The sequence below is a fragment of the Brevundimonas sp. UYEF29 genome (assembly GCF_040546195.1).
GTDB lineage: Bacteria > Pseudomonadota > Alphaproteobacteria > Caulobacterales > Caulobacteraceae > Brevundimonas > Brevundimonas huaxiensis.
On sequence record NZ_JBEPNH010000002.1, the window covers coordinates 421,119 to 438,547 of the forward strand.

Annotated in this window: 12 protein-coding genes and 2 pseudogenes; 6 read left to right on the forward strand and 8 right to left on the reverse strand. The window is 66.6% G+C overall.

Annotated elements, in window-relative coordinates; translation table 11 throughout:
• Positions 1–8 precede the first annotated feature (8 nt).
• The 5 genes from mraY (at position 9) to ABIB58_RS05090 (ending at position 6,440) form a co-directional block, all read left to right on the forward strand.
• Entirely contained in the window at positions 9–1,118 is a 1,110-nt protein-coding gene (mraY, locus tag ABIB58_RS05070) for a phospho-N-acetylmuramoyl-pentapeptide-transferase (protein WP_017504532.1), read from the forward strand.
• Positions 1,119–1,122: 4 nt separating this feature from the next.
• Complete coding sequence (murD, locus tag ABIB58_RS05075; protein WP_354039417.1) at positions 1,123–2,616, forward strand: UDP-N-acetylmuramoyl-L-alanine--D-glutamate ligase; 1,494 nt, start codon at positions 1,123–1,125, stop codon at positions 2,614–2,616.
• The gene (locus tag ABIB58_RS05080) at positions 2,613–3,788 is read left to right on the forward strand and encodes a peptidoglycan glycosyltransferase FtsW (RefSeq protein WP_039246861.1); all 1,176 of its coding nucleotides are present in this window, start codon (positions 2,613–2,615) and stop codon (positions 3,786–3,788) included. The genes murD and ABIB58_RS05080 overlap by 4 nt, the downstream gene beginning before the upstream one ends.
• A 393-nt stretch (positions 3,789–4,181) precedes the next feature.
• The gene (gene murG / locus ABIB58_RS05085; RefSeq protein ID WP_354039419.1) at positions 4,182–5,279 is read left to right on the forward strand and encodes an undecaprenyldiphospho-muramoylpentapeptide beta-N-acetylglucosaminyltransferase; all 1,098 of its coding nucleotides are present in this window, start codon (positions 4,182–4,184) and stop codon (positions 5,277–5,279) included.
• Positions 5,280–5,294: 15 nt separating this feature from the next.
• A complete protein-coding gene (locus ABIB58_RS05090; RefSeq protein WP_354039421.1) occupies positions 5,295–6,440 on the forward strand; it encodes a mechanosensitive ion channel family protein in 1,146 nt (381 codons plus the stop codon).
• Here ABIB58_RS05090 and ABIB58_RS05095 read toward each other — a convergent pair.
• From ABIB58_RS05095 to ABIB58_RS05110, 4 genes are all read right to left on the reverse strand, one after another.
• Positions 6,409–6,831 carry a surface-adhesin E family protein gene (locus ABIB58_RS05095; protein WP_354039423.1) on the reverse strand — a complete coding sequence of 141 codons (423 nt, stop codon included), beginning with the start codon at positions 6,829–6,831 and terminating at the stop codon, positions 6,409–6,411. The genes ABIB58_RS05090 and ABIB58_RS05095 overlap by 32 nt on opposite strands.
• 185 nt (positions 6,832–7,016) lie before the next feature.
• Positions 7,017–10,454 (reverse strand): chromosome segregation protein SMC, encoded by a 3,438-nt coding sequence (gene smc, locus ABIB58_RS05100; RefSeq protein WP_354039425.1) that lies wholly within the window; start codon positions 10,452–10,454, stop codon positions 7,017–7,019.
• A gap of 12 nt (positions 10,455–10,466) precedes the next feature.
• Positions 10,467–11,078: a DsbA family protein gene (locus tag ABIB58_RS05105; RefSeq protein WP_354039427.1), complete on the reverse strand. Its 612-nt coding sequence runs from the start codon at positions 11,076–11,078 to the stop codon at positions 10,467–10,469.
• Between the two features lie 15 nt (positions 11,079–11,093).
• Positions 11,094–11,738: a DsbA family protein gene (locus ABIB58_RS05110; RefSeq protein WP_039246870.1), complete on the reverse strand. Its 645-nt coding sequence runs from the start codon at positions 11,736–11,738 to the stop codon at positions 11,094–11,096.
• Between the two features lie 144 nt (positions 11,739–11,882).
• Between ABIB58_RS05110 and ABIB58_RS05115 the strand changes: the two genes are divergently transcribed.
• Positions 11,883–13,547, forward strand: coding sequence for a recombinase family protein (locus ABIB58_RS05115; protein WP_045809654.1), 1,665 nt, complete (start codon positions 11,883–11,885; stop codon positions 13,545–13,547).
• Here ABIB58_RS05115 and ABIB58_RS05120 read toward each other — a convergent pair.
• The 4 genes and pseudogenes from ABIB58_RS05120 to ABIB58_RS05135 all read right to left on the reverse strand — a co-directional run bounded on the left by ABIB58_RS05120 (position 13,544) and on the right by ABIB58_RS05135 (position 17,375).
• Positions 13,544–13,879: a helix-turn-helix domain-containing protein gene (locus ABIB58_RS05120; protein ID WP_045809655.1), complete on the reverse strand. Its 336-nt coding sequence runs from the start codon at positions 13,877–13,879 to the stop codon at positions 13,544–13,546. The two genes, ABIB58_RS05115 and ABIB58_RS05120, sit on opposite strands and share 4 nt — an antisense overlap.
• Positions 13,880–13,896: 17 nt before the next feature.
• Positions 13,897–14,589: a tyrosine-type recombinase/integrase gene (locus ABIB58_RS05125; RefSeq protein ID WP_045809656.1), complete on the reverse strand. Its 693-nt coding sequence runs from the start codon at positions 14,587–14,589 to the stop codon at positions 13,897–13,899.
• Positions 14,590–15,492: 903 nt separating this feature from the next.
• Positions 15,493–16,083 (reverse strand): annotated as a pseudogene (locus ABIB58_RS05130) (DNA-methyltransferase); the annotation flags it as partial.
• A gap of 84 nt (positions 16,084–16,167) precedes the next feature.
• A pseudogene (locus ABIB58_RS05135) lies at positions 16,168–17,375 on the reverse strand (IS256 family transposase).
• Between the last annotated feature and the right edge of the window lie 54 nt (positions 17,376–17,429).

Consider the following 17,429-nt stretch of genomic DNA (forward strand, 5'->3'; position numbering starts at 1 on the left):
GAAGAAACATGTTTTACCTGCTCTATCTCTACTACGCCGACGTGGCGCACCAGTATCCGCTGCTGAACCTGGTCCAGTACCAGACGGTGCGCGTGGCCCTCGCCATGGCCACCGCCATGATCGTCGCCGTCGCCATGGGCAGCCGCTTCATCAATTGGATCCGCGCCAAACAGGGCCGGGGCCAGCCGATCCGCGACGATGGCCCGGTGTCCCACCTGTCCAAGGTCGGCACCCCGACCATGGGCGGTCTGATGATCCTGGCCGGCATCGGCGTGGCGGTGCTGCTCTGGGGCGACCTGACCAATCCCTACATCTGGATCGTCAGCTTCGTAACGGCGGCCTTCGGCGTGCTGGGCTTCATCGACGACTACGCCAAGGTGACCAAACAGACCTCGGCCGGCCTGACGTCCAAACAGAAACTCCTGGCCCAGACCGTCGTCGCCGTCGTCGCCGGCGTCCTGACCGTGCTGTGGATGACCGTCTCGCCGACCTCGCCGGGGCTCGAGACGTCGATCGCCTTCCCCTTCTTCAAGGCCGTGCTGCTGAACATCGGCTGGTTCTATGTGGCCTTCGCCGCCTTCACCATCGTCGGCTTCTCCAATGCGGTGAACCTGACCGACGGTCTGGACGGACTGGCGACCGTGCCGGTGATGATGGCGGCGGGCGCGTTCGGCGTAATCAGCTACCTCGCCGGCAACTTCGTCTTCGCCCAGTATCTTCAGGTCCACCACGTGCCTGGCGCGGGCGAACTGGCCATCTTCTGCGCAGCCATGATCGGCGGCGGCGCGGGCTTCCTGTGGTACAATGCCCCCCCGGCCAAGATCTTCATGGGCGACACCGGTTCGCTGGCCCTGGGCGGCGCGCTCGGCGCCATCGCCGTCACCACCAAGCACGAACTGGTCCTGGGCATCGTCGGCGGCCTGTTCGTCATGGAGGCCGCCTCGGTCATGATCCAGGTCGGCTATTACAAGCTGACCAAGAAGCGCATCTTCCTGATGGCGCCGGTCCACCACCATTTCGAGAAGATGGGCTGGCCGGAATCCACCGTCGTCATCCGCTTCTGGATCATCGCCGGCGCCCTGGCCCTGCTGGGCCTGTCGACGCTGAAGCTGCGCTGATCCGATGATCCCCGTTCCCGGCTTTGAAGGCAGGCGGGTCGCGGTCTTCGGCCTGGGACGGTCGGGGATCACGGCCGCGCGCGCCCTTCAGGCCGGGGGCGCGATCCCGATCCTGTGGGACGACGGCGAGGCCGGCCGGGCGCAGGCGAAAGGCGAGGGCTTCACGGTCGAGGACCTGGCCGCCGCCGACTGGTCCGAGTTCGCCGCCCTGGTCCTGTCGCCCGGCGCGCCCCTGACCCATCCCAGGCCGCACTGGACCGTGGACCTGGCCCGCGCCGCCGGCGTGCCCGTCCTCGGCGACATCGAGCTGTTCGCCCGCGCCCTGGCCGCCCGGCAGAAGGATCAGCGGCCGCGCGTCGTCGCCATCACCGGCACCAACGGCAAGTCCACCACCACCGCCCTGATCGGCTGGGTGCTGAAGTCGGCGGGCCTGACGGTCCACGTCGGCGGCAATATCGGCGTCGGCGTCCTGGTACTGCCCCAACCCACGCCCGACGCCGTCTATGTCATCGAGGTCTCCAGCTATCAGCTGGACCTGACCACGACCTTCGCCCCCGATGTCGCCATCCTGACCAACATCTCGCCCGACCACCTGGACCGCCACGGCGGCATGGACGGCTATGTCGCGGCCAAGCGCCGGATTTTCGCAGGGCAGGGGGCAGATGGTGTGGCCTTGGTCGGCGTGGATGAGGATTGGGGGCGGGGGATCGCTGCCCGACTTTCCCAACGTGTGATCGCCATTTCTTCTTCCGCTCATCCCCGCGAAAGCGGGGACCCAGAGCTTTCGTCGGAACACCATGCCGGGGATCACCACCCAACCTCATCTCAGTCTGCATATCGCCCACAGAACTGGGTCCCCGCTTTCGCGGGGATGAGCGGCATCAAGGCTGTGCCCGGTGCGATCTGGAGCGAAGATCGCGAACTCGTAAACCTCACCGCCGCCCGTTCGCTTCCCGGCCGCCACAACGCCCAGAACGCCGCCTTCGCCTATGCGACCGCCCGCGCTCTGGGTGTCACCCACGACGCCGCCGTCGCCGTCCTGCTGTCCTTTCCCGGCCTGGCCCATCGCATGGAGGCGGTCGGCCGCCTCGGCTCCGTGCGCTTCATCAACGATTCCAAGGCCACCAACGCCGACGCCGCGCGTCAGGCGCTGGCCTCCTACCGTTCCGTCTTCTGGATCGCCGGCGGCGTGCCAAAGGCCGGCGGCATCGCGGACCTCGCCGACCTCTTCCCCCGCATCGCCAAGGCCTATCTGATCGGCGACGCGGCCCCGGCCTTCGCCGACACATTGGCCGATACACCGCACATCATCGCCCACACCCTCGACGCCGCCGTGGCCGCCGCTGCCGCCGATGCGGCCTCGGCCGGCGGCGATCAGATCGTCCTTCTGTCCCCCGCCTGCGCCAGCTTCGATCAGTTCAAGGACTTCGAGGCGCGCGGCGAGGCCTTCCGCGCCGCCGTCCTGGCCCTCGGCGCCGTCCCGGAAACCGCGTCATGAGCGCTCCTTACACCCCCGCCTTTTCCCGCAACGACCAAAGCCATGTGGCCCAGTGGTTCTGGACCGTGGATCGCGGCCTGCTGGGCGCGGCGCTCGCGCTGATGGCCCTGGGCGTGGCGCTCAGCTTCGCCTCCAGCCCCGCCGCCATCCTGGCTGATGAATCGATCACCGACCCCTTCCACTATTCCTGGCGGATGATGGTCTTTTCGGGCGTGGGGCTCAGCATCATGCTGACAACCTCGCTGATGTCGCCGCGCGGCGTGCGACGGATCGCCGTCCTGGCCCTGTTCGGCGCCATCGTCGTGATGATGGCCTTGCCCTTCATCGGCGACACGGTGAAGGGGGCCGCCCGCTGGGTGAACTTCGGCCCCTTCAGCCTGCAACCGTCCGAGTTCGCCAAGCCCGGCCTGATCGTCTTCGCCGCCTGGATGTTCGCCGAGGCGCAAAAGGGGCAGGGGGTGCCCGGCGTCACCATCGCTTTCGGCTTCTACGCCCTGACCGTCTCCCTGCTGTTGATCCAGCCCGACATCGGCCAGACGCTTCTGATCACCACCACCTTCATGGCCGTCTTCTTCATGGCGGGCGTGCCGTTCAAATGGATGGCGGTTCTGGCCAGCCTGGGCATGGCGGGGCTGGTGTCGCTATATTTCGTCTTTGGCCACATGCGCGACCGCCTCAGCCGCTTCTTCTCGCCCGAGACCACCGACACCCACCAGATCGACAGCGCTTCGGAGGCCATTCGCGCCGGCGGCCTGCTCGGCCGGGGCATCGGCGAGGGCGTGATGAAGCGCCGCGTGCCCGACCTGCACACCGACTTCATCTATTCCGTCGGCGCCGAGGAGTTCGGCCTGATCCTCAGCCTGATCATGATCAGCCTCTACGCCTTCATCGTCATTCGCGGCATGCGCCGGGCCATGAAGCTGACCGACCCGTTCGAGCAGACGGCGGCGGCGGGCCTGTTCATGCTGATCGGGCTACAGGCCTGCATCAACGTCGCGGTGAACCTGAACCTGATCCCGACCAAGGGCATGACCCTGCCCTTCATCAGCTATGGCGGCTCCTCAATGCTGGCCATGGGCCTGACCATGGGCTTTGCCCTAGCCCTGACGCGACGCCGCCCCGGCGCCTACGAACCCGGCGCCAGCCTGACCCTGGGCCGGCGGCTCCTTTGACCTTCGTCATCCTCCGGCGCGAAGCGACAGGGGGACCCAGCGGCGCGCGTGAGCGCGAAACTGTCGCGGACTAAGCAAGTCGAACATCTCGTGGCGGACGCATCGCCTCCGGCGCCGCTGGGTCCCCCGATCTCGCTCCGCTCGTCGGAGGATGACGAAAGAAGATTAGCCAGCATTTTCCCGACTAGACGTCCCCGTAATATCAAACGCCTGACGCCGACCAGCGACCGTCTCCTGCCCACGCTACAAAACCGTGCGATCCTGTCGCCGCCCCGTTCCTCGCCGCACCGTTCCCCACCGACTTTAGACAGATTAGACGAATTAGACGGTGTTTTTGCCTGCCCACCGTCTGAACTTAAGACTATTCAGACCTTCTTTTTCGGAGCCTCGCCCATGACCAAGCTCTGCGTCGTCGCCGCCGGCGGCACCGGCGGCCATATGTTCCCGGCCGAGGCCCTGGCGCGCGAGATGGCGGCGCGCGGCTGGCGTGTTGTCCTGGCGACCGATCACCGGGGCGAACAATACGCCCACGCCTTCCCCGCCGAGGAACGGCTGGCGCTGGACGCCGCCACCGGCTCCGGCCCCCTGGGTCTGATCAAGGCCGGCGTCGCCATCTTCAAGGGCGTAGTCCAGGCGCGAGCGGCCTTCGACCGGCTGGGCGCCGACATCGTCGTCGGCTTCGGCGGCTATCCGTCCGCCCCGGCCCTGGTCGCCGCCGTCACGTCCCAGCGACCGACGGTGATCCATGAACAGAATGCGGTCCTGGGCCGCACCAACCGCATCCTGGCCCCCTATGTCGGTCAGGTCGCCTCGTCCTTCCCGACGCTGGAACGTGCGCCGGCCAAGGTGCAGGGCCGATCCCATGTCGTCGGCTCGCCGGTGCGGTCCGAGATCCGCGCCCTGTTCGACCGCCCCTATGCTGCGCCCGCCGCCGACGGCCCGATCCATGTGCTGGTGACCGGCGGCAGCCAGGGCGCCCGTATCCTGTCCGAGACCACACCCCGCGCGCTGGCCGCCCTGCCGGAAGCCCTGCGCCGCCGCCTGAAGGTGCAGCAGCAGTCCCGCCCCGAGACGCTGGAGGCCGCGCGTCAGATCTATCTGGAGGCCGGGATCGAGGCCGAGGTCGCCCCCTTCTTCCGCGACATGGCTGACCGGCTGTCCAGGGCGCATCTGGTCGTCGGCCGCTCCGGCGCCTCGACCTGCGCCGAACTGGCGGTCGCGGCCCTGCCGTCCGTCCTGATCCCGCTGAAGATCGCCACCGACGACCACCAGCGCCTGAACGCCAAGGCCCTGACCGATGCGGGCGCGGCCGAGGTCATTCTGGAAGACGACCTGACCGTCGATCGCCTGGCCTCGACCCTGACCGGCGTCCTGTCCGACCCGGCGCGCCTGTCGGCCATGTCCGCCGCCGCCCGCAGCGTCGCCATCCCCGACGCCGCCCAACGCCTGGCCGACCTCGTCGAGGCGACGGCTCAACCGCAAAGGCCCTGATGCGTTAGGGAACCCATGCCTCCCGAGATCATCGCCGTTACCCGCCAGATCCGCGCCCTGTGGCACCGGTTCGACTGGCTGCCCGAATGGGCGGTCATCGGCCTGGTCCTGCTGGTCTTCGTCGGCGGCGGCTGGCTGACGCACAAGATCGCCTTCGCCATCCTGCGTCGCGTCGTTCGCAACAAGGATCTCTTCTGGCGCGGCGTGGTCGAGCGCGCGCGGGTCAAGCTGCGCGTCCTGATCATCATCATCGGCATCGGCATCGGCGTGACCGTCTCGCCGATGGACCCCGGCCCGTCCGAGGATATCCGCAGCGCTCTGCTGTTCCTGTTCATCCTGACCCTCGGCTGGATGGCGTCGGGCGTGCTCGACATGTGGTCGGTCATGCATCTCAAGCGGTACAATATCGCCGTCGAGGACAATCTGCTGGCCAGGAAGCACCTGACCCAGACCCGCATCCTGCAGCGGGTCGCGAAGGTCGTGCTGTTCATCGTCACCGTGGGCCTGGCCCTGATGACCATCGCCGGCTTCCGTCAGTGGGGCGTCAGCCTGCTGGCCTCGGCCGGCGTGGTCGGCATCATCGCCGGTCTGGCGCTTCAGCCGATCCTGACGAACATGGTCGCCGGCATCCAGATCGCCCTGACCCAGCCCATCCGCCTGGACGACGCCGTCATCGTCGAGAACGAGTGGGGCAATGTCGAGGAGATCACCTCGACCTATGTGGTGGTCAAGCTGTGGGACTGGCGCCGGATGGTGCTGCCGCTGTCCTATTTCATCACCAAGCCCTTCCAGAACTGGACGCGCGAGAACGCCCGCCTGATCGGCGTGGCCTTCTTCTACGTCGATTACGAAGCGCCCATCGACCGGCTGCGCATCGCCTTCGAGGGCATCGTCAAGGCGTCCAAACACTGGGACGGCGACGTGCAGGTGATGCAGGTGACCGACATTACCGAACGCGTGCTTCAGGTGCGCTGCCTGGCCAGCGCCCGCTCGGCCCCGGTCGCCTTCGACCTGCGCTGCGAGATTCGCGAGAAGCTGATGGCCTTCATGCGCGACGAATGCCGCGAGGCCCTGCCGCGCGACCGTATCGAATGGCCGCAGGGGTCGGACAAGCCGTCCGAGGGAGCGATCAGTCCGCCAGCGCCCTTTGTCCCTGGCTGATGGCCTGCTGCAGCGTCAGCGCTTGAGCCGGCTGTTCGGCTCCGCAGGCGATGGCCAGCAGCTCGGCTGCATCCCCGCCCGGCGCGGCGTCATAGGCGGGGGCGGCGTCCGGCGTCGCCGGCCCTTCCGTTCCGTCCGCCTTCAAAGACGAGAAGTCCAACCGATCCGCCGTCCTCGCCCGACAGTCGAACGCCCACCGCGACCAGCCGCCGACATAGGTCACGTCTCCGACCTTGAAGCCGGCCTCGGTCACCTGCAGCTCCCGCATCCGCGCCACGTCGCCCTCGCGTTCGATCGAGGCCGCGTCGGCATAGATGGCGAACCTTCCCACGCCGGTCGGGACCAGAGCGGGGTCAGCCAAGGCTGGCGAAGCGAGAAGGCTGATCGCCATGCCGATCCTCCCCAGCGCAGCGGGGGAGGGGGACCGCGAAGCGGTGGAGGGGGCGAATGCAGCACGAGCTTTGACCAAGGGAGAAGAAGCCTTTCGGCCAGGCCTGCGCGCGATCCGCCCCCTCCACCACGCTACGCGCGGTCCCCCTCCCCCGGTACGCTTCGCTTCTCGGGGGAGGATCGTCCTCATGCGACCAGGGTCTCCGCCTGTTTCAGGTCCACGCTGACCAGCTGGCTCATGCCGCGCTCGGGCATGGTGACGCCGTACAGCCGGTCCATTCGGCTCATGGTCACAGGGTTGTGGGTGATGACGATGAAGCGGGTGTCGGTGCGGCTGCGCATCTCGTGCAGCATCCGGCAGAAGCGGTCCACATTGGCGTCGTCCAGCGGCGCGTCCACCTCGTCCAGCACGCAGACCGGCGCGGGGTTGGCCAGGAAGACGCCGAAAATCAGGGCCGCCGCGGTCAGCGCCTGCTCGCCGCCGCTCATCAGGCTCATGACCGACAACCGTTTGCCGGGCGGACAGGCGTAGATCTCCAGTCCCGCCTCCAGCGGGTCGTCGCTCTCGACCAGCTTCAGCTCCGCCTGCCCCCCGCCGAACAGGGCTTCGAACAGGGTCTTGAAGTTGGCGTTGATCACGTCGAAGGCCGCTACCAGCCGCTCGCGGCCCTCGGCGTTCAGCTCGTCGATGCCGTCGCGCAGCTTGGCGATCGCCTGGGTCAGGTCGATTCGCTCCGACTTCATGCTGTTCAGCCGCTCGCCGTATTCGACCGCCTCGTCCTCGGCGCGCAAGTTGACGGCCCCCAGGGCCTCGCGCTCGCGCTCTAGCCCGTAGAGCAGGCTCTCGGCCCCGGCGGCGTCGGGCGGCCGGGCGATGGCGTCGTCATTCAGCTTCTGACCCAGCTCCTGCGGCGACATCTGCGCCGTCTCGCGCAGGGTGGTTTCGGCCTCGGTCAGCTTCTCGGCGGCGGCCTCGGCGCGGGCGGCCAGGCCGGCGCGCGCCTCGCGGGCCTGGGACGCGGCGGTCTCGGCGGCGCGCGATGCGCGGTCGGCCTCGCTCGCCTCGGTCTCGGCGACGGCCATGGCGTCCGACGCCGCCTGTTTCCTCTGTTCGGCGGCGACCAGCGTGTCCAGCAGCTTGCCGCGCTGTTCAGCGAAGCCTTGAGGCGCGACCTCGGCCTGCTTCAGCAGCGCGGCCGTCCGGTCGGCGTCCTTGGCCAAGGCGGCGACGCGGCCGGCGCTGTCCCTGGATCGCGTCACCCAGCCCTCGCGCGCGCGGGTCAGGCTGCCCAGCCGCTGCTCGCGACCCTGACGATCGCGGGCCTCGACATCGCGGTCCGAGCGGGCTGTCTGGGCGGCGGTGCGGGCGGCGTCGGCCATGGCGCGGGCGGCGGTCAGTTCGTTGCGCAGACCGGCGATCGTCTCGGACGGGGCGTCGGCGGTCTGGGCGACGTCCAGGGCGGCTTGCGCCTCGGCTGCGTCGGCCGCCAACCGGGTCACGGTGTCGTCCAGCGCCTGGGCGCGCGCCTCGCGTCGGGCCTGCTCACGGGCCAGAGTCTCGACGCGGTCGCGGGCGGCGGTCACGGCCTTGTCGGCGGCGAAGGGCCTCAGGCGTGCGGTCTTGACCGCCTCTTCGGCGACGCGAAAGGCTTCCGTCGCCGACTTCTGGGCCGCGTGCGCCTGATCCAGCGCTGGTCTGCCCTTGTCGATCTCGGCTTCAAGCTCGGCCAGGCGCGTGCGCTGTGCCAGCCGCACGGCGGCCGGACGCGGCGCCTCGGCGCGGCTGACGAACCCGTCCCAGCGATAGAGGTCCCCCTCAACCGTCACCAGGCGCACGCCGGACGGCAGGGCCTGAGCCAGCCGAGCGGCGTCGGCCTTGGGGGCGACGCCGCACAGGGCGAGGCGAGCAGCCAGCTGTGCCGGCGCCTGGACATGGTCGGACAGGGGCGTGATCCCGGCGGGCCAGGACGGGGAGGGCGCATCCGCCCCGCCCCAATAGGCGGCGGCCTTGGCGTCCAGGGCCGCGTCCAGATCGTCGCCCAGGGCGGCGGCCAGGGCGGCCTCGAACCCCTTGTCGGCCCGCACCTTGTCCAAGGCGGGGGGATGGTCGCGCTTGCCGGTGACCAGCAGTTGGGCCAGGCCGCGCGCCTCGGTCTGAAGCCGGCCCAACCGGTCCTCTGCGGCGCGGGCGGCGGTGCGGGCCTCTTGTTCGGCGCGGGCCAGGTCGCCGCGTGTGGCCTCAGCGGCCTCGACGGCGTCGCGCGCCGCGGCAAGGTCGGCCTGCGCCGTTTCCAGCGCCTGGCGGGCGGTTTCCAACTCGGGCGTTTCCAGCGGCCCCAGAGCCTCGCGCTCGCGGCGGGCCTGATCATGCTGGGCGATGACGCGGGCCAGTCGAGTCTCGGCGTCGCGTTTGCGGGCTCTCTCGGCGTTGGCGCGGGCCTCGACGGCGGCCAGCATACCCGCCAGCCGTTCGACCTCGCCGTCGGCGGCCTTGCGGGCGTCCTCAGCGGCGGTCAGAGCCTTGTCCAGTTCGGGACCGCGTTCGGGGGCGCCGGCGATCTCGGCCTTCAGCCGGGCCAGTTCGTTGTCGAGCCGGTCCAGTTCGCGCTGGGCGTCGGCGGCCATGCCGTCTTCGCGCGCGGCGTCGGCGGCGATGCGGACGGCCTCGGCCTTGAGGCGATCCACTTCCGCGCGGGCGGCCTGTTCAGCCATGTCCAGCCGATCGCGCTCCAAGCTGGCGCGATGCAGCAGCGCGGAGGCGACGGCGTCTTCTTCCCGCGCGGGCTTCAGGGCTTCCTGGGCGGACAGGGCGGCCGTCTGGGCGGCGGCGGCGGCGGTCGTGGTGTCGGCCACCGCCCGGTCGGCCTCGCGCAGTTCGGCGGCGGCGGCCTCTGCGGCCAGGCGCGCGTCGTTCCAGCGCACATAGAGCAGGGCGGCCTGAAGGGCGCGGATCTCTGCTGAGATCTTCTTGTATTTCTCGGCCTGACGGGCTTCGCGCTTCAGCCGGTTCAGCGCCGTCTCCAACTCGCGGCCGATGTCGTCCAGCCGGTCCAGATTGGTCTCGGCGGCCTTGAGGCGCAGCTCGGCCTCGTGCCGACGGGTGTGCAGACCGGCGACGCCGCCCGCCTCTTCCAGGATGCGCCTGCGGTTCTGCGGCTTGGCGGCGATCAGTTCCGAGATCTGGCCCTGACGCACCAGGGCGGGCGAGTTGGCGCCGGTCGAGGCGTCGGCGAACAGCAGCTGCACGTCGCGGGCGCGCACCTCCTTGCCGTTGATGCGATAGGTCGAGCCCTGGCCCCGGTCGATGCGGCGCGACACCTCCAGCATGGGGCTGTCGGTAAAGGGTTGGGGCGCGCGGCGTTGGGCGTTGTCGATGGTCAGGCTGACTTCGGCGTGACTGCGCGGAGGCCGGCCAGCAGCCCCGGCGAAGATGACGTCATCCATGCCCTGGCCGCGCATGGCCTTGGCCGAATTGGCCCCCATTACCCAGCGCAGGCTTTCAAGGACGTTGGACTTGCCGCAGCCGTTGGGACCGACGACGCCGGTCAGGCCGGATTCGATGTGCACCTCCGCCGGATCGACGAACGACTTGAAGCCGACGAGCCGGAGGCGCTGGAACTGCATCGTCCCGACGGACTACCGAAGCAGCGGATCGACGGCGGCCGACAGGGCCTCCAGCGAATGCTCCATCACCATCGTCCCGTTGACGAAGAAGGTGGGCGTGCCGGTGACGCCTGCGGCGCGCGCGCCTTCGATCTGAGCGTCGAGGGCCGTACGGATGGTTGGACCGTTCAGGCAGGCTTCGATCTGCTCGCGGGTCTTGCCGCTGGCGGCGATGCCGGCCGCGAACCAGGGCTGGGCGCCGGTGGTCTGCAGATTGGCCTGATCGCGCATGAAGACGGCCGCCACGTCGAAATAGCGTTCGGGCGCGGCGCACATGGCGACCGCAGCCGCGGCGGCGGCGACATTGGCGGGCGGGGTCGGCAGGTTGCGGTGAACCAGCCGGACCTTGCCGGTATCGATGTATTTGGCCTTGAAGGCCGGCAGCACGGTGTTGTGGAAGTCCGCGCAGTGCGAGCAGGTGAAGGACGCGTATTCGATCACCGTCACCGGCGCATTCGCCCGACCCAGGATATGATCCTGAGCCGTGACGGGCGGGGGTGCATCGGCGGCGAGCGCCGGCGTCGCCAAACCGCCGGACAGGGCGGCGAGGGCGGAACCGGCGGCGATGAAGGCGCGTCGCATCATCTGATTAGGCCTCGGTTACTTGGCCAGGGCCGCGTCGATGGCGGTGGACAGGTCGGCCAAGCTGGCGCCTTCGCCGCCGGGCGAGATGACCTGCGTCTCATTGACATAGAAGGCCGGGGTGCCGGTTACGCCCTGGGCGCGGGCGGCCTGAACGCGCTTCTCCATGGCGGCGACGGCGTCCTTGTCGGTGACGCAGTCGTTGAACTGCTGCTCGGACAGGCCGGCGGCCTGGGCGGTGCGCAGCAGCCAGTCGCGCGGCGAGGAGGTCAGCATCTCCTGCTGCGTCGCCATCAACTGGTGGACGACGTCGAAATACTTGTCCGGGCCGGCGCAGCGCGCGACCAGGAAGCCGGCGGTGGCGGCGTCGACCGGCGGGGTCGGCAGTTCGCGGAAGACGTAGCGGACCTTGTTGGTGTCGACGTATTTGGCCTTGAACGCCGGCCAGGTGTTCTTCTGCCACAGGGCGCAGTGGGGGCAGGTGACCGAGGCGTATTCGACCACGGTGACCTTGGCGCCTTCGGGCGCGCCCAGACCCATGTCGCCCTCGGCCGCACCCTTGGCGCCGCCGCCGCACGCGGCCAGAGCCATGGTCGCCAGTGCGGCGCCGGTGATGGCCGCACGACGGCTCATGCGGGCGAAGCGGGATTCAGTGTCGGCCATGAAGGTTCCTCGGATCGGATCGTTGGCGATGATCGCGCGATTCCCCGGGAATGGCGCAACCCTGAACTAGTCTGGAACAGGTGCGGCGAAGTTTGGGCCATTCTAATAATGCGGCCACGCCGACGCATCTGGTAGTTTGTTGTTATGTCCTCAAACCTGAAATCGCGGATTCCTGCAAGCGTCCACGCCTACGTCAGATTCTCCACCGACCGTCAGAAAGACGGCGACTCCATCGCCCGCCAGCGCGCGTCAGCCCAGGCTGAAGCCGACAAGCGCGGGTTGAAGATAACGGAATGGATTTCCGACGAGGGCAAGTCAGCCTTCAAGGGCGCCAATCGCAAGGTTGGCAACCTGTCGAAATGGCTGGCCCGCCTGGACGACGGAGAGATTGCGCCGGGTTCGATCCTGATCCTGGAATCGATTGACCGGCTGAGCCGCGAAGCGGTGATGGATGCCCTCGATACCTACACCCGGATCATCAACGCCGGGGTGACGGTCATCACGACGATGGACGGGCAGGAATGCAATCGTGCGAACCTGAACGCTCAGTGGACCGGCTTGATCATCACGCTCTCCAAGATGGCCGTCGCGAACGAAGAGTCGGAAAAGAAGTCGGTCCGTTCGAAGTCAGTTTGGAAAGCAAGGCGGGCTGATCCGTCCGCTAAACGGATGGTCGCGTTCCTTCCGCAGTGGCTTGAGACGGTCGATAGGCCGCGCCCGGATCGGGTCGCGCTTATCCATCGCATGGCTCATGAGGTCGTTGAGTTGGGCTATGGCACCGGCAAGGTGGCGCGCCGTCTGAATCAGGATGGCATCCCATCATGGGGCGCGCCTCGCCGGGATGGTCGCCTGCCGTCGTGGCACAACAATAGCGTCCTCAACATCCTGCGTGGACGCTCAGTGCTGGGTGAACATCAGCCGATGATGGACGGGCCGGATGGGAAGCCCGTTGTGGCCGGGCCGGTTGAGCCGGACTATTTCCATCCCGTGATGGAGCCAGCGGTCTGGCATCAGGTTCAAGCCGCGCTGGACAAGCGATCGTTCAAGGGTTCGCGAGGACGAAAGGGCAATGACTACGCCAACCTGTTCTCGAAGTTGGGCCGGTGTCACCACTGCGGATCGGCTTGCCATCGCTCGTCAGCCGGGGGGCAGAATGTCTATCTTCGATGCTCGGCGGGCGTCCGTGGTGTCTGCACGAATACCAAAGGCGTCCGTTATTTCGAGTTCGAAGCCAAGTTCCTAGACCTCGTGCTGGCCACGAAGTTCCATGGTGGTCGGGTCGATGACAGTCAGGCGGTCGCCCGCCTCGCTGAAGCCGAACATGCTCGCGCTGCTTTGGCCGTCCGGATGGATTCTATCGCTGAGCAGATGATCGAACGCGCAGGTTCGCCAACGTTGGGACGCCTTCTCGACAAGGCGGAAGCCGATGCCCGCGATCTGGATCAGGAGATCATCGACGCCCGCAAAGGCCTGGACGCCATCCGTTCGACCCCGGCTCAGAACGAGAGCCAAGCCGCGCTTGCAGCGGAACTCGCCAAGCTAAACGAGCCGGGCGCCGACCGCTTCGCCATTCGCTCACGCTTGGCCAGGGCCATCGCGGATGTCACCCAATCACTGACCTTCGATCAGGGCGGCGTCGCGCACATCGTGCTCGAAGATGGCGTCTCGACTTACGAGTTCGACGTCAAGGACGGCATCACGCACCGTTCGGAAACGCTCACCAAATCGGGCGCGATGACGAAGGTCGAAGTCCGAGAAGTCACGTCGCTGGACGAAGCTAGGGCGTTGAAGGCCGCGCTCGCAGCCTAGTCCTTCTGGAAGGCGCGGATCATGGCGATGACGGCGTCGCGCTCTGGTTCGCGCAAGTCCTGCCATAGCTTCAGAATGGCGCGTTCAGAGTGGCTGATCGCCTGGGGATCGGGGTCGCCATAAAGGTCGGCCACGTGGCAGTTCAGAGCTTCGGCGATAGCGAGCAGCGTCGCCGCCGATATACGGTTCACGCCGCGCTCGTATTTTTGGACCGGCTGGAAGGTGACGCCGATGGCGGAGGCCAGTTGGGCCTGCGTGACCTTCAACTTGTCACGGCGCGCACGGACCTCGCCACCAATCCGAACGTCTATTTCTGAAGCGATATGAGCCATAGCCCCCCATGCTCCGGCTAAGCTGCGATGTCACCAACCATATCGACCAAATCGTCAGCGGCGATGTGGCCATAGCGATCCGCCGTGATCTGGATCGAGGCGTGTCCGGCTAGCCTGGACACCATCGCGAGCGGGTATTTCCGCATAGCCCGCGTCAGTGTGGTGTGCCGCATTGTGTGGAAGCGAACGAGGCTGAAGTCATAACCGCGCTCGGTCATGCGACGGCGAACCGTCCGCCACATCCGGAACAGTTGGCTCGGGCGGAAAGGGAAAAGGGCGCCGTTGCCTGCCTTCAGCTTCAAAACCGGTAGAAGGCCGACGATCTCCGGCGTGATCGGGACCACGCGGGGCTTCTTCGATTTGGTCGTATACCGCTCGAACTGGACGAAGGTGGCAGGCTTGCCGCCAACAGTTCGCGTCTCGAAGTGACCCGCATGCACCCGCAGGGCTTCGCCTCTCCGACATGCCGTCGCCAACAGGAAGCGAACCATCGCGTCGAACCGCGACCAGTCCCGGTCAGGTTCTTCCAAGGTGAGCCGAGCGATCTCCTCGAATAGGGCTGACGCCTCGGCGTCCGCCGCGATCTCTAGACGGCACGACCGGCACGTGAGGGTCAGGCTCCAACCGCGTCGCTGCATCGCGTGAATGGTCGGCGCATAGCCTTGCCAGTTCTCGCGGTTCCACATCCGGTAGCGAGCATTGAAGCCCATTACCGTCCGCCCTTCGCGGCCCAGGCCTTCTCAGCACGAGCCAGGGCCTGCCGGTGGGCCGTCTCGTGGCCGTCGTCCCAATGAGCAGGATTGAGCCTGATCCGCAGAATAGGATCACTGGACCTGGACTGGCGACGCTGCACCGCAACTTCTTTGGCGTAGACGCCGCACTTGCTGCATCGGAATCGCAGGCGTTGGAGAGGATCGTCGGCCAACCTCGCGCCGATCCGCCAGACGTTGGCCTCACGGATCAAGCGGCATCCGGCGCAGGAGAACGTGATGTAGACTTCGGAGTCGGCGACAAGGTCACGAGCCGTGACGTTGTAATCTCTCCAGTCAGACTCAGGGCGGGCAAGCAAGACGAGACTCGGGTTGGGACGCCACGACCCACGGGGTCCATAACCGATTCTGATTTAGGAATGTTCCCGTATTGTTCACGTTCGTGTGGATGTTCGCTTTCGCGCAGGACCGGGCGCGACGTGAACATGTAAGGAACGCTTCGAAATTCTGGTGGACATCGAGATCGCAGCTCACCCAGAAATTCGCGGTGTCATCAGGGTTTGACCAAGGCAAACAATTTAACTGCTTTTCGAAACCCAAATCGCTATTGACCCGAATCGCGAAAACGGCCCCATTGCCCGAAGGGCTGACCAAGTTTTTTCAATGAACTGGTCTGCCCAATGTTTCCCAAGAAAACCAAACCACTGCCCGTCCCGCCTGCTCCGCGTCATTCGTTTCGGATGCGAACGAAGGACACGGAGATTGAGGCGCACGGTTACGGCCTGATCGTTGCGATGATGGCCGTGATCCTAATCATCGCTGCTCTCGGCTTTGGTGCTGTCGTGGGGCCGACCTTGGTGTCGATGGTCAAACAGTCAGCGCAGGCCGAACCAGCTACGCCGGTTAAGCCACCCGCTTCCTAGCGATCTCGCAATACTCCGCCGACTGTTCGAGCAAGATCGCCGAACGCTGATGGAGCTTGGCCGCGACGCCCGTCGTGCCTGACCCACTAAACGGGTCCAGGACGGTGTCACCGAGATTGGAGCAGGCCAGGACGATCCGCTCGATCATGTCGTCTGGGAACGGGCAGGGATGCGCGGTGCGCTTCTTGGAGTTGCCGTTGACCTTATTGAACGTCCAAACATCCACGGGCAGCGAGTAGTGCTTGTTGTTCCGTTTGTCGCCCGGCTTTGGAGGCTCCTTGACGGCGTCGAGATTGAACGTCCGCGTTCCCCCCGGCTTCACCCAATACATCCAACGCTCCGACTTGATCGAGAACCGAGACTTACTCGACGCCTGACGCGACGAAGGATTCCAGACGATCTCCTGGATGAACTGGAGGCCGACCCGTTCGCCAATCGGGAACAGGTAGTAGGTCATCGGAACGCGCCGGAGCCATTTGTCAGCGCGATAGTAGCCGACGTTGATCCAAAGGGCGCCGCCCGGTTTCAAGACACGCGCGGCGTGGTCGATCCAATTAAGAGAGATATCCTGGAACTGGTTAAGCCCGCCATAGGCGTCCCCGGGTCACGTCGTCCGTCAAGCTGGTGTAATTTTCTGGATGGCCTGAGGGCATGATCAGGCGGCTTTTGTGGTTATGCTGAGGATGGGATCGATCTCCTCCTTGTCGATCTGTGCGAATGCCTCGACCATCATGTAGCGGCTTGATGTCTGCCATTCGTCATTTTGCTCGAACAGTACGGCGCCGATCAAACGCGTGATGGATGCCTCATTGGGGAAGATCCCGACGACATCGGCGCGTCGCTTGACCTCCTTGTTCAGGCGTTCAATTGGGTTCGTGCTGTGCAGCTTGGTGCGATGCTGGCGCGGGAATGACATGTAGGCCAGCACGTCGTGCTCGCTGGCATCCATGAGATCAGCCAGTTTTGGCCAGCGCGGGCGCAGTTGCTCTGCGACCTTTCGCCAGGTTTCGCCGGCATGGGTGCGGTCGGGTTGATCGAAGGCCTGCCGGATGGCAGCGGCGACGACGGTATGCTGGCCACGCGAGAGACATGGGCCAGGGCGTTGCGCATCCAGTGGACGCGACAGCGTTGCCAGGTTGCTTCGAAGACCCGGGCGATGGCGGCTTTGAGCCCTGTATGCGCGTCGCTGATGACCAGTCTGACGCCTCCCAAGCCGCGAACACGCAGGGATCGAAGGAACTCGGTCCAGAATGTCTCGGCCTCGGACGGGCCGATACCGAGGCCGATGATCTCACGGCGTCCCTCGGTGTTGGCGGCCACGGCGATTATTGCCGCGACTGGTACGATCCTTCCGCCCTGGCGCACCTTCAGATAGGTGGCGTCAAGCCAGAGATAGGGCCATTCGCCGGTGAGCGGGCGGTTCAGGAACTCGCCGACACGTTCGTCGATGTCCTTGCACAGCTTCGACACCGTGCTCTTCGAAATGCCGCTCAGCCCCATGGCCTGCACCAGCTCATCGACGCGGCGGGTCGATACGCCACTGATCCACGCCTCCTGGATGACGGCCACCAGCGCCTGCTCCGAGGTCTTGCGCGCTTCGAGAAAGCCCGGGAAGTAACTGCCTTGACGCAGCTTGGGAACCCGCAGGTTCAGCGTGCCCAGACGGGTATCGAGAGCGCGCTCTCGATACCCGTTACGCCACGTCGTGCGTTCGCCGCTGCGCTCGTGCTTGCCAGCGCCGATCAGGCCTTCGACATCCGCCTCCATGATCAGCTGCAGGACGGCCTCGGCAATGCTGCGCAGAAAGTCTCCCTGATCGTGCTTGGCCAGAAGGTCGGACAGGTCCATGTTCGTCTTGGTCATCGGGGTCTCCATGTGGTCCGGGGTTGAAGTCGGCAAACTCCACCTCGACCATAC

Excerpts from the sequence above, each read along its gene's own strand:
- mraY (WP_017504532.1), top strand. The coding sequence starts at position 9 with ATGTTTTACCTGCTCTATCTCTACTACGCCGACGTGGCGCACCAGTAT.
- murD (WP_354039417.1), top strand. The coding sequence starts at position 1,123 with ATGATCCCCGTTCCCGGCTTTGAAGGCAGGCGGGTCGCGGTCTTCGGC.
- ABIB58_RS05080 (WP_039246861.1), top strand. The coding sequence starts at position 2,613 with ATGAGCGCTCCTTACACCCCCGCCTTTTCCCGCAACGACCAAAGCCAT.
- murG (WP_354039419.1), top strand. The coding sequence starts at position 4,182 with ATGACCAAGCTCTGCGTCGTCGCCGCCGGCGGCACCGGCGGCCATATG.
- ABIB58_RS05090 (WP_354039421.1), top strand. The coding sequence starts at position 5,295 with ATGCCTCCCGAGATCATCGCCGTTACCCGCCAGATCCGCGCCCTGTGG.
- ABIB58_RS05095 (WP_354039423.1), bottom strand. The coding sequence starts at position 6,831 with ATGGCGATCAGCCTTCTCGCTTCGCCAGCCTTGGCTGACCCCGCTCTG.
- smc (WP_354039425.1), bottom strand. The coding sequence starts at position 10,454 with ATGCAGTTCCAGCGCCTCCGGCTCGTCGGCTTCAAGTCGTTCGTCGAT.
- ABIB58_RS05105 (WP_354039427.1), bottom strand. The coding sequence starts at position 11,078 with ATGATGCGACGCGCCTTCATCGCCGCCGGTTCCGCCCTCGCCGCCCTG.
- ABIB58_RS05110 (WP_039246870.1), bottom strand. The coding sequence starts at position 11,738 with ATGGCCGACACTGAATCCCGCTTCGCCCGCATGAGCCGTCGTGCGGCC.
- ABIB58_RS05115 (WP_045809654.1), top strand. The coding sequence starts at position 11,883 with ATGTCCTCAAACCTGAAATCGCGGATTCCTGCAAGCGTCCACGCCTAC.
- ABIB58_RS05120 (WP_045809655.1), bottom strand. The coding sequence starts at position 13,879 with ATGGCTCATATCGCTTCAGAAATAGACGTTCGGATTGGTGGCGAGGTC.
- ABIB58_RS05125 (WP_045809656.1), bottom strand. The coding sequence starts at position 14,589 with ATGGGCTTCAATGCTCGCTACCGGATGTGGAACCGCGAGAACTGGCAA.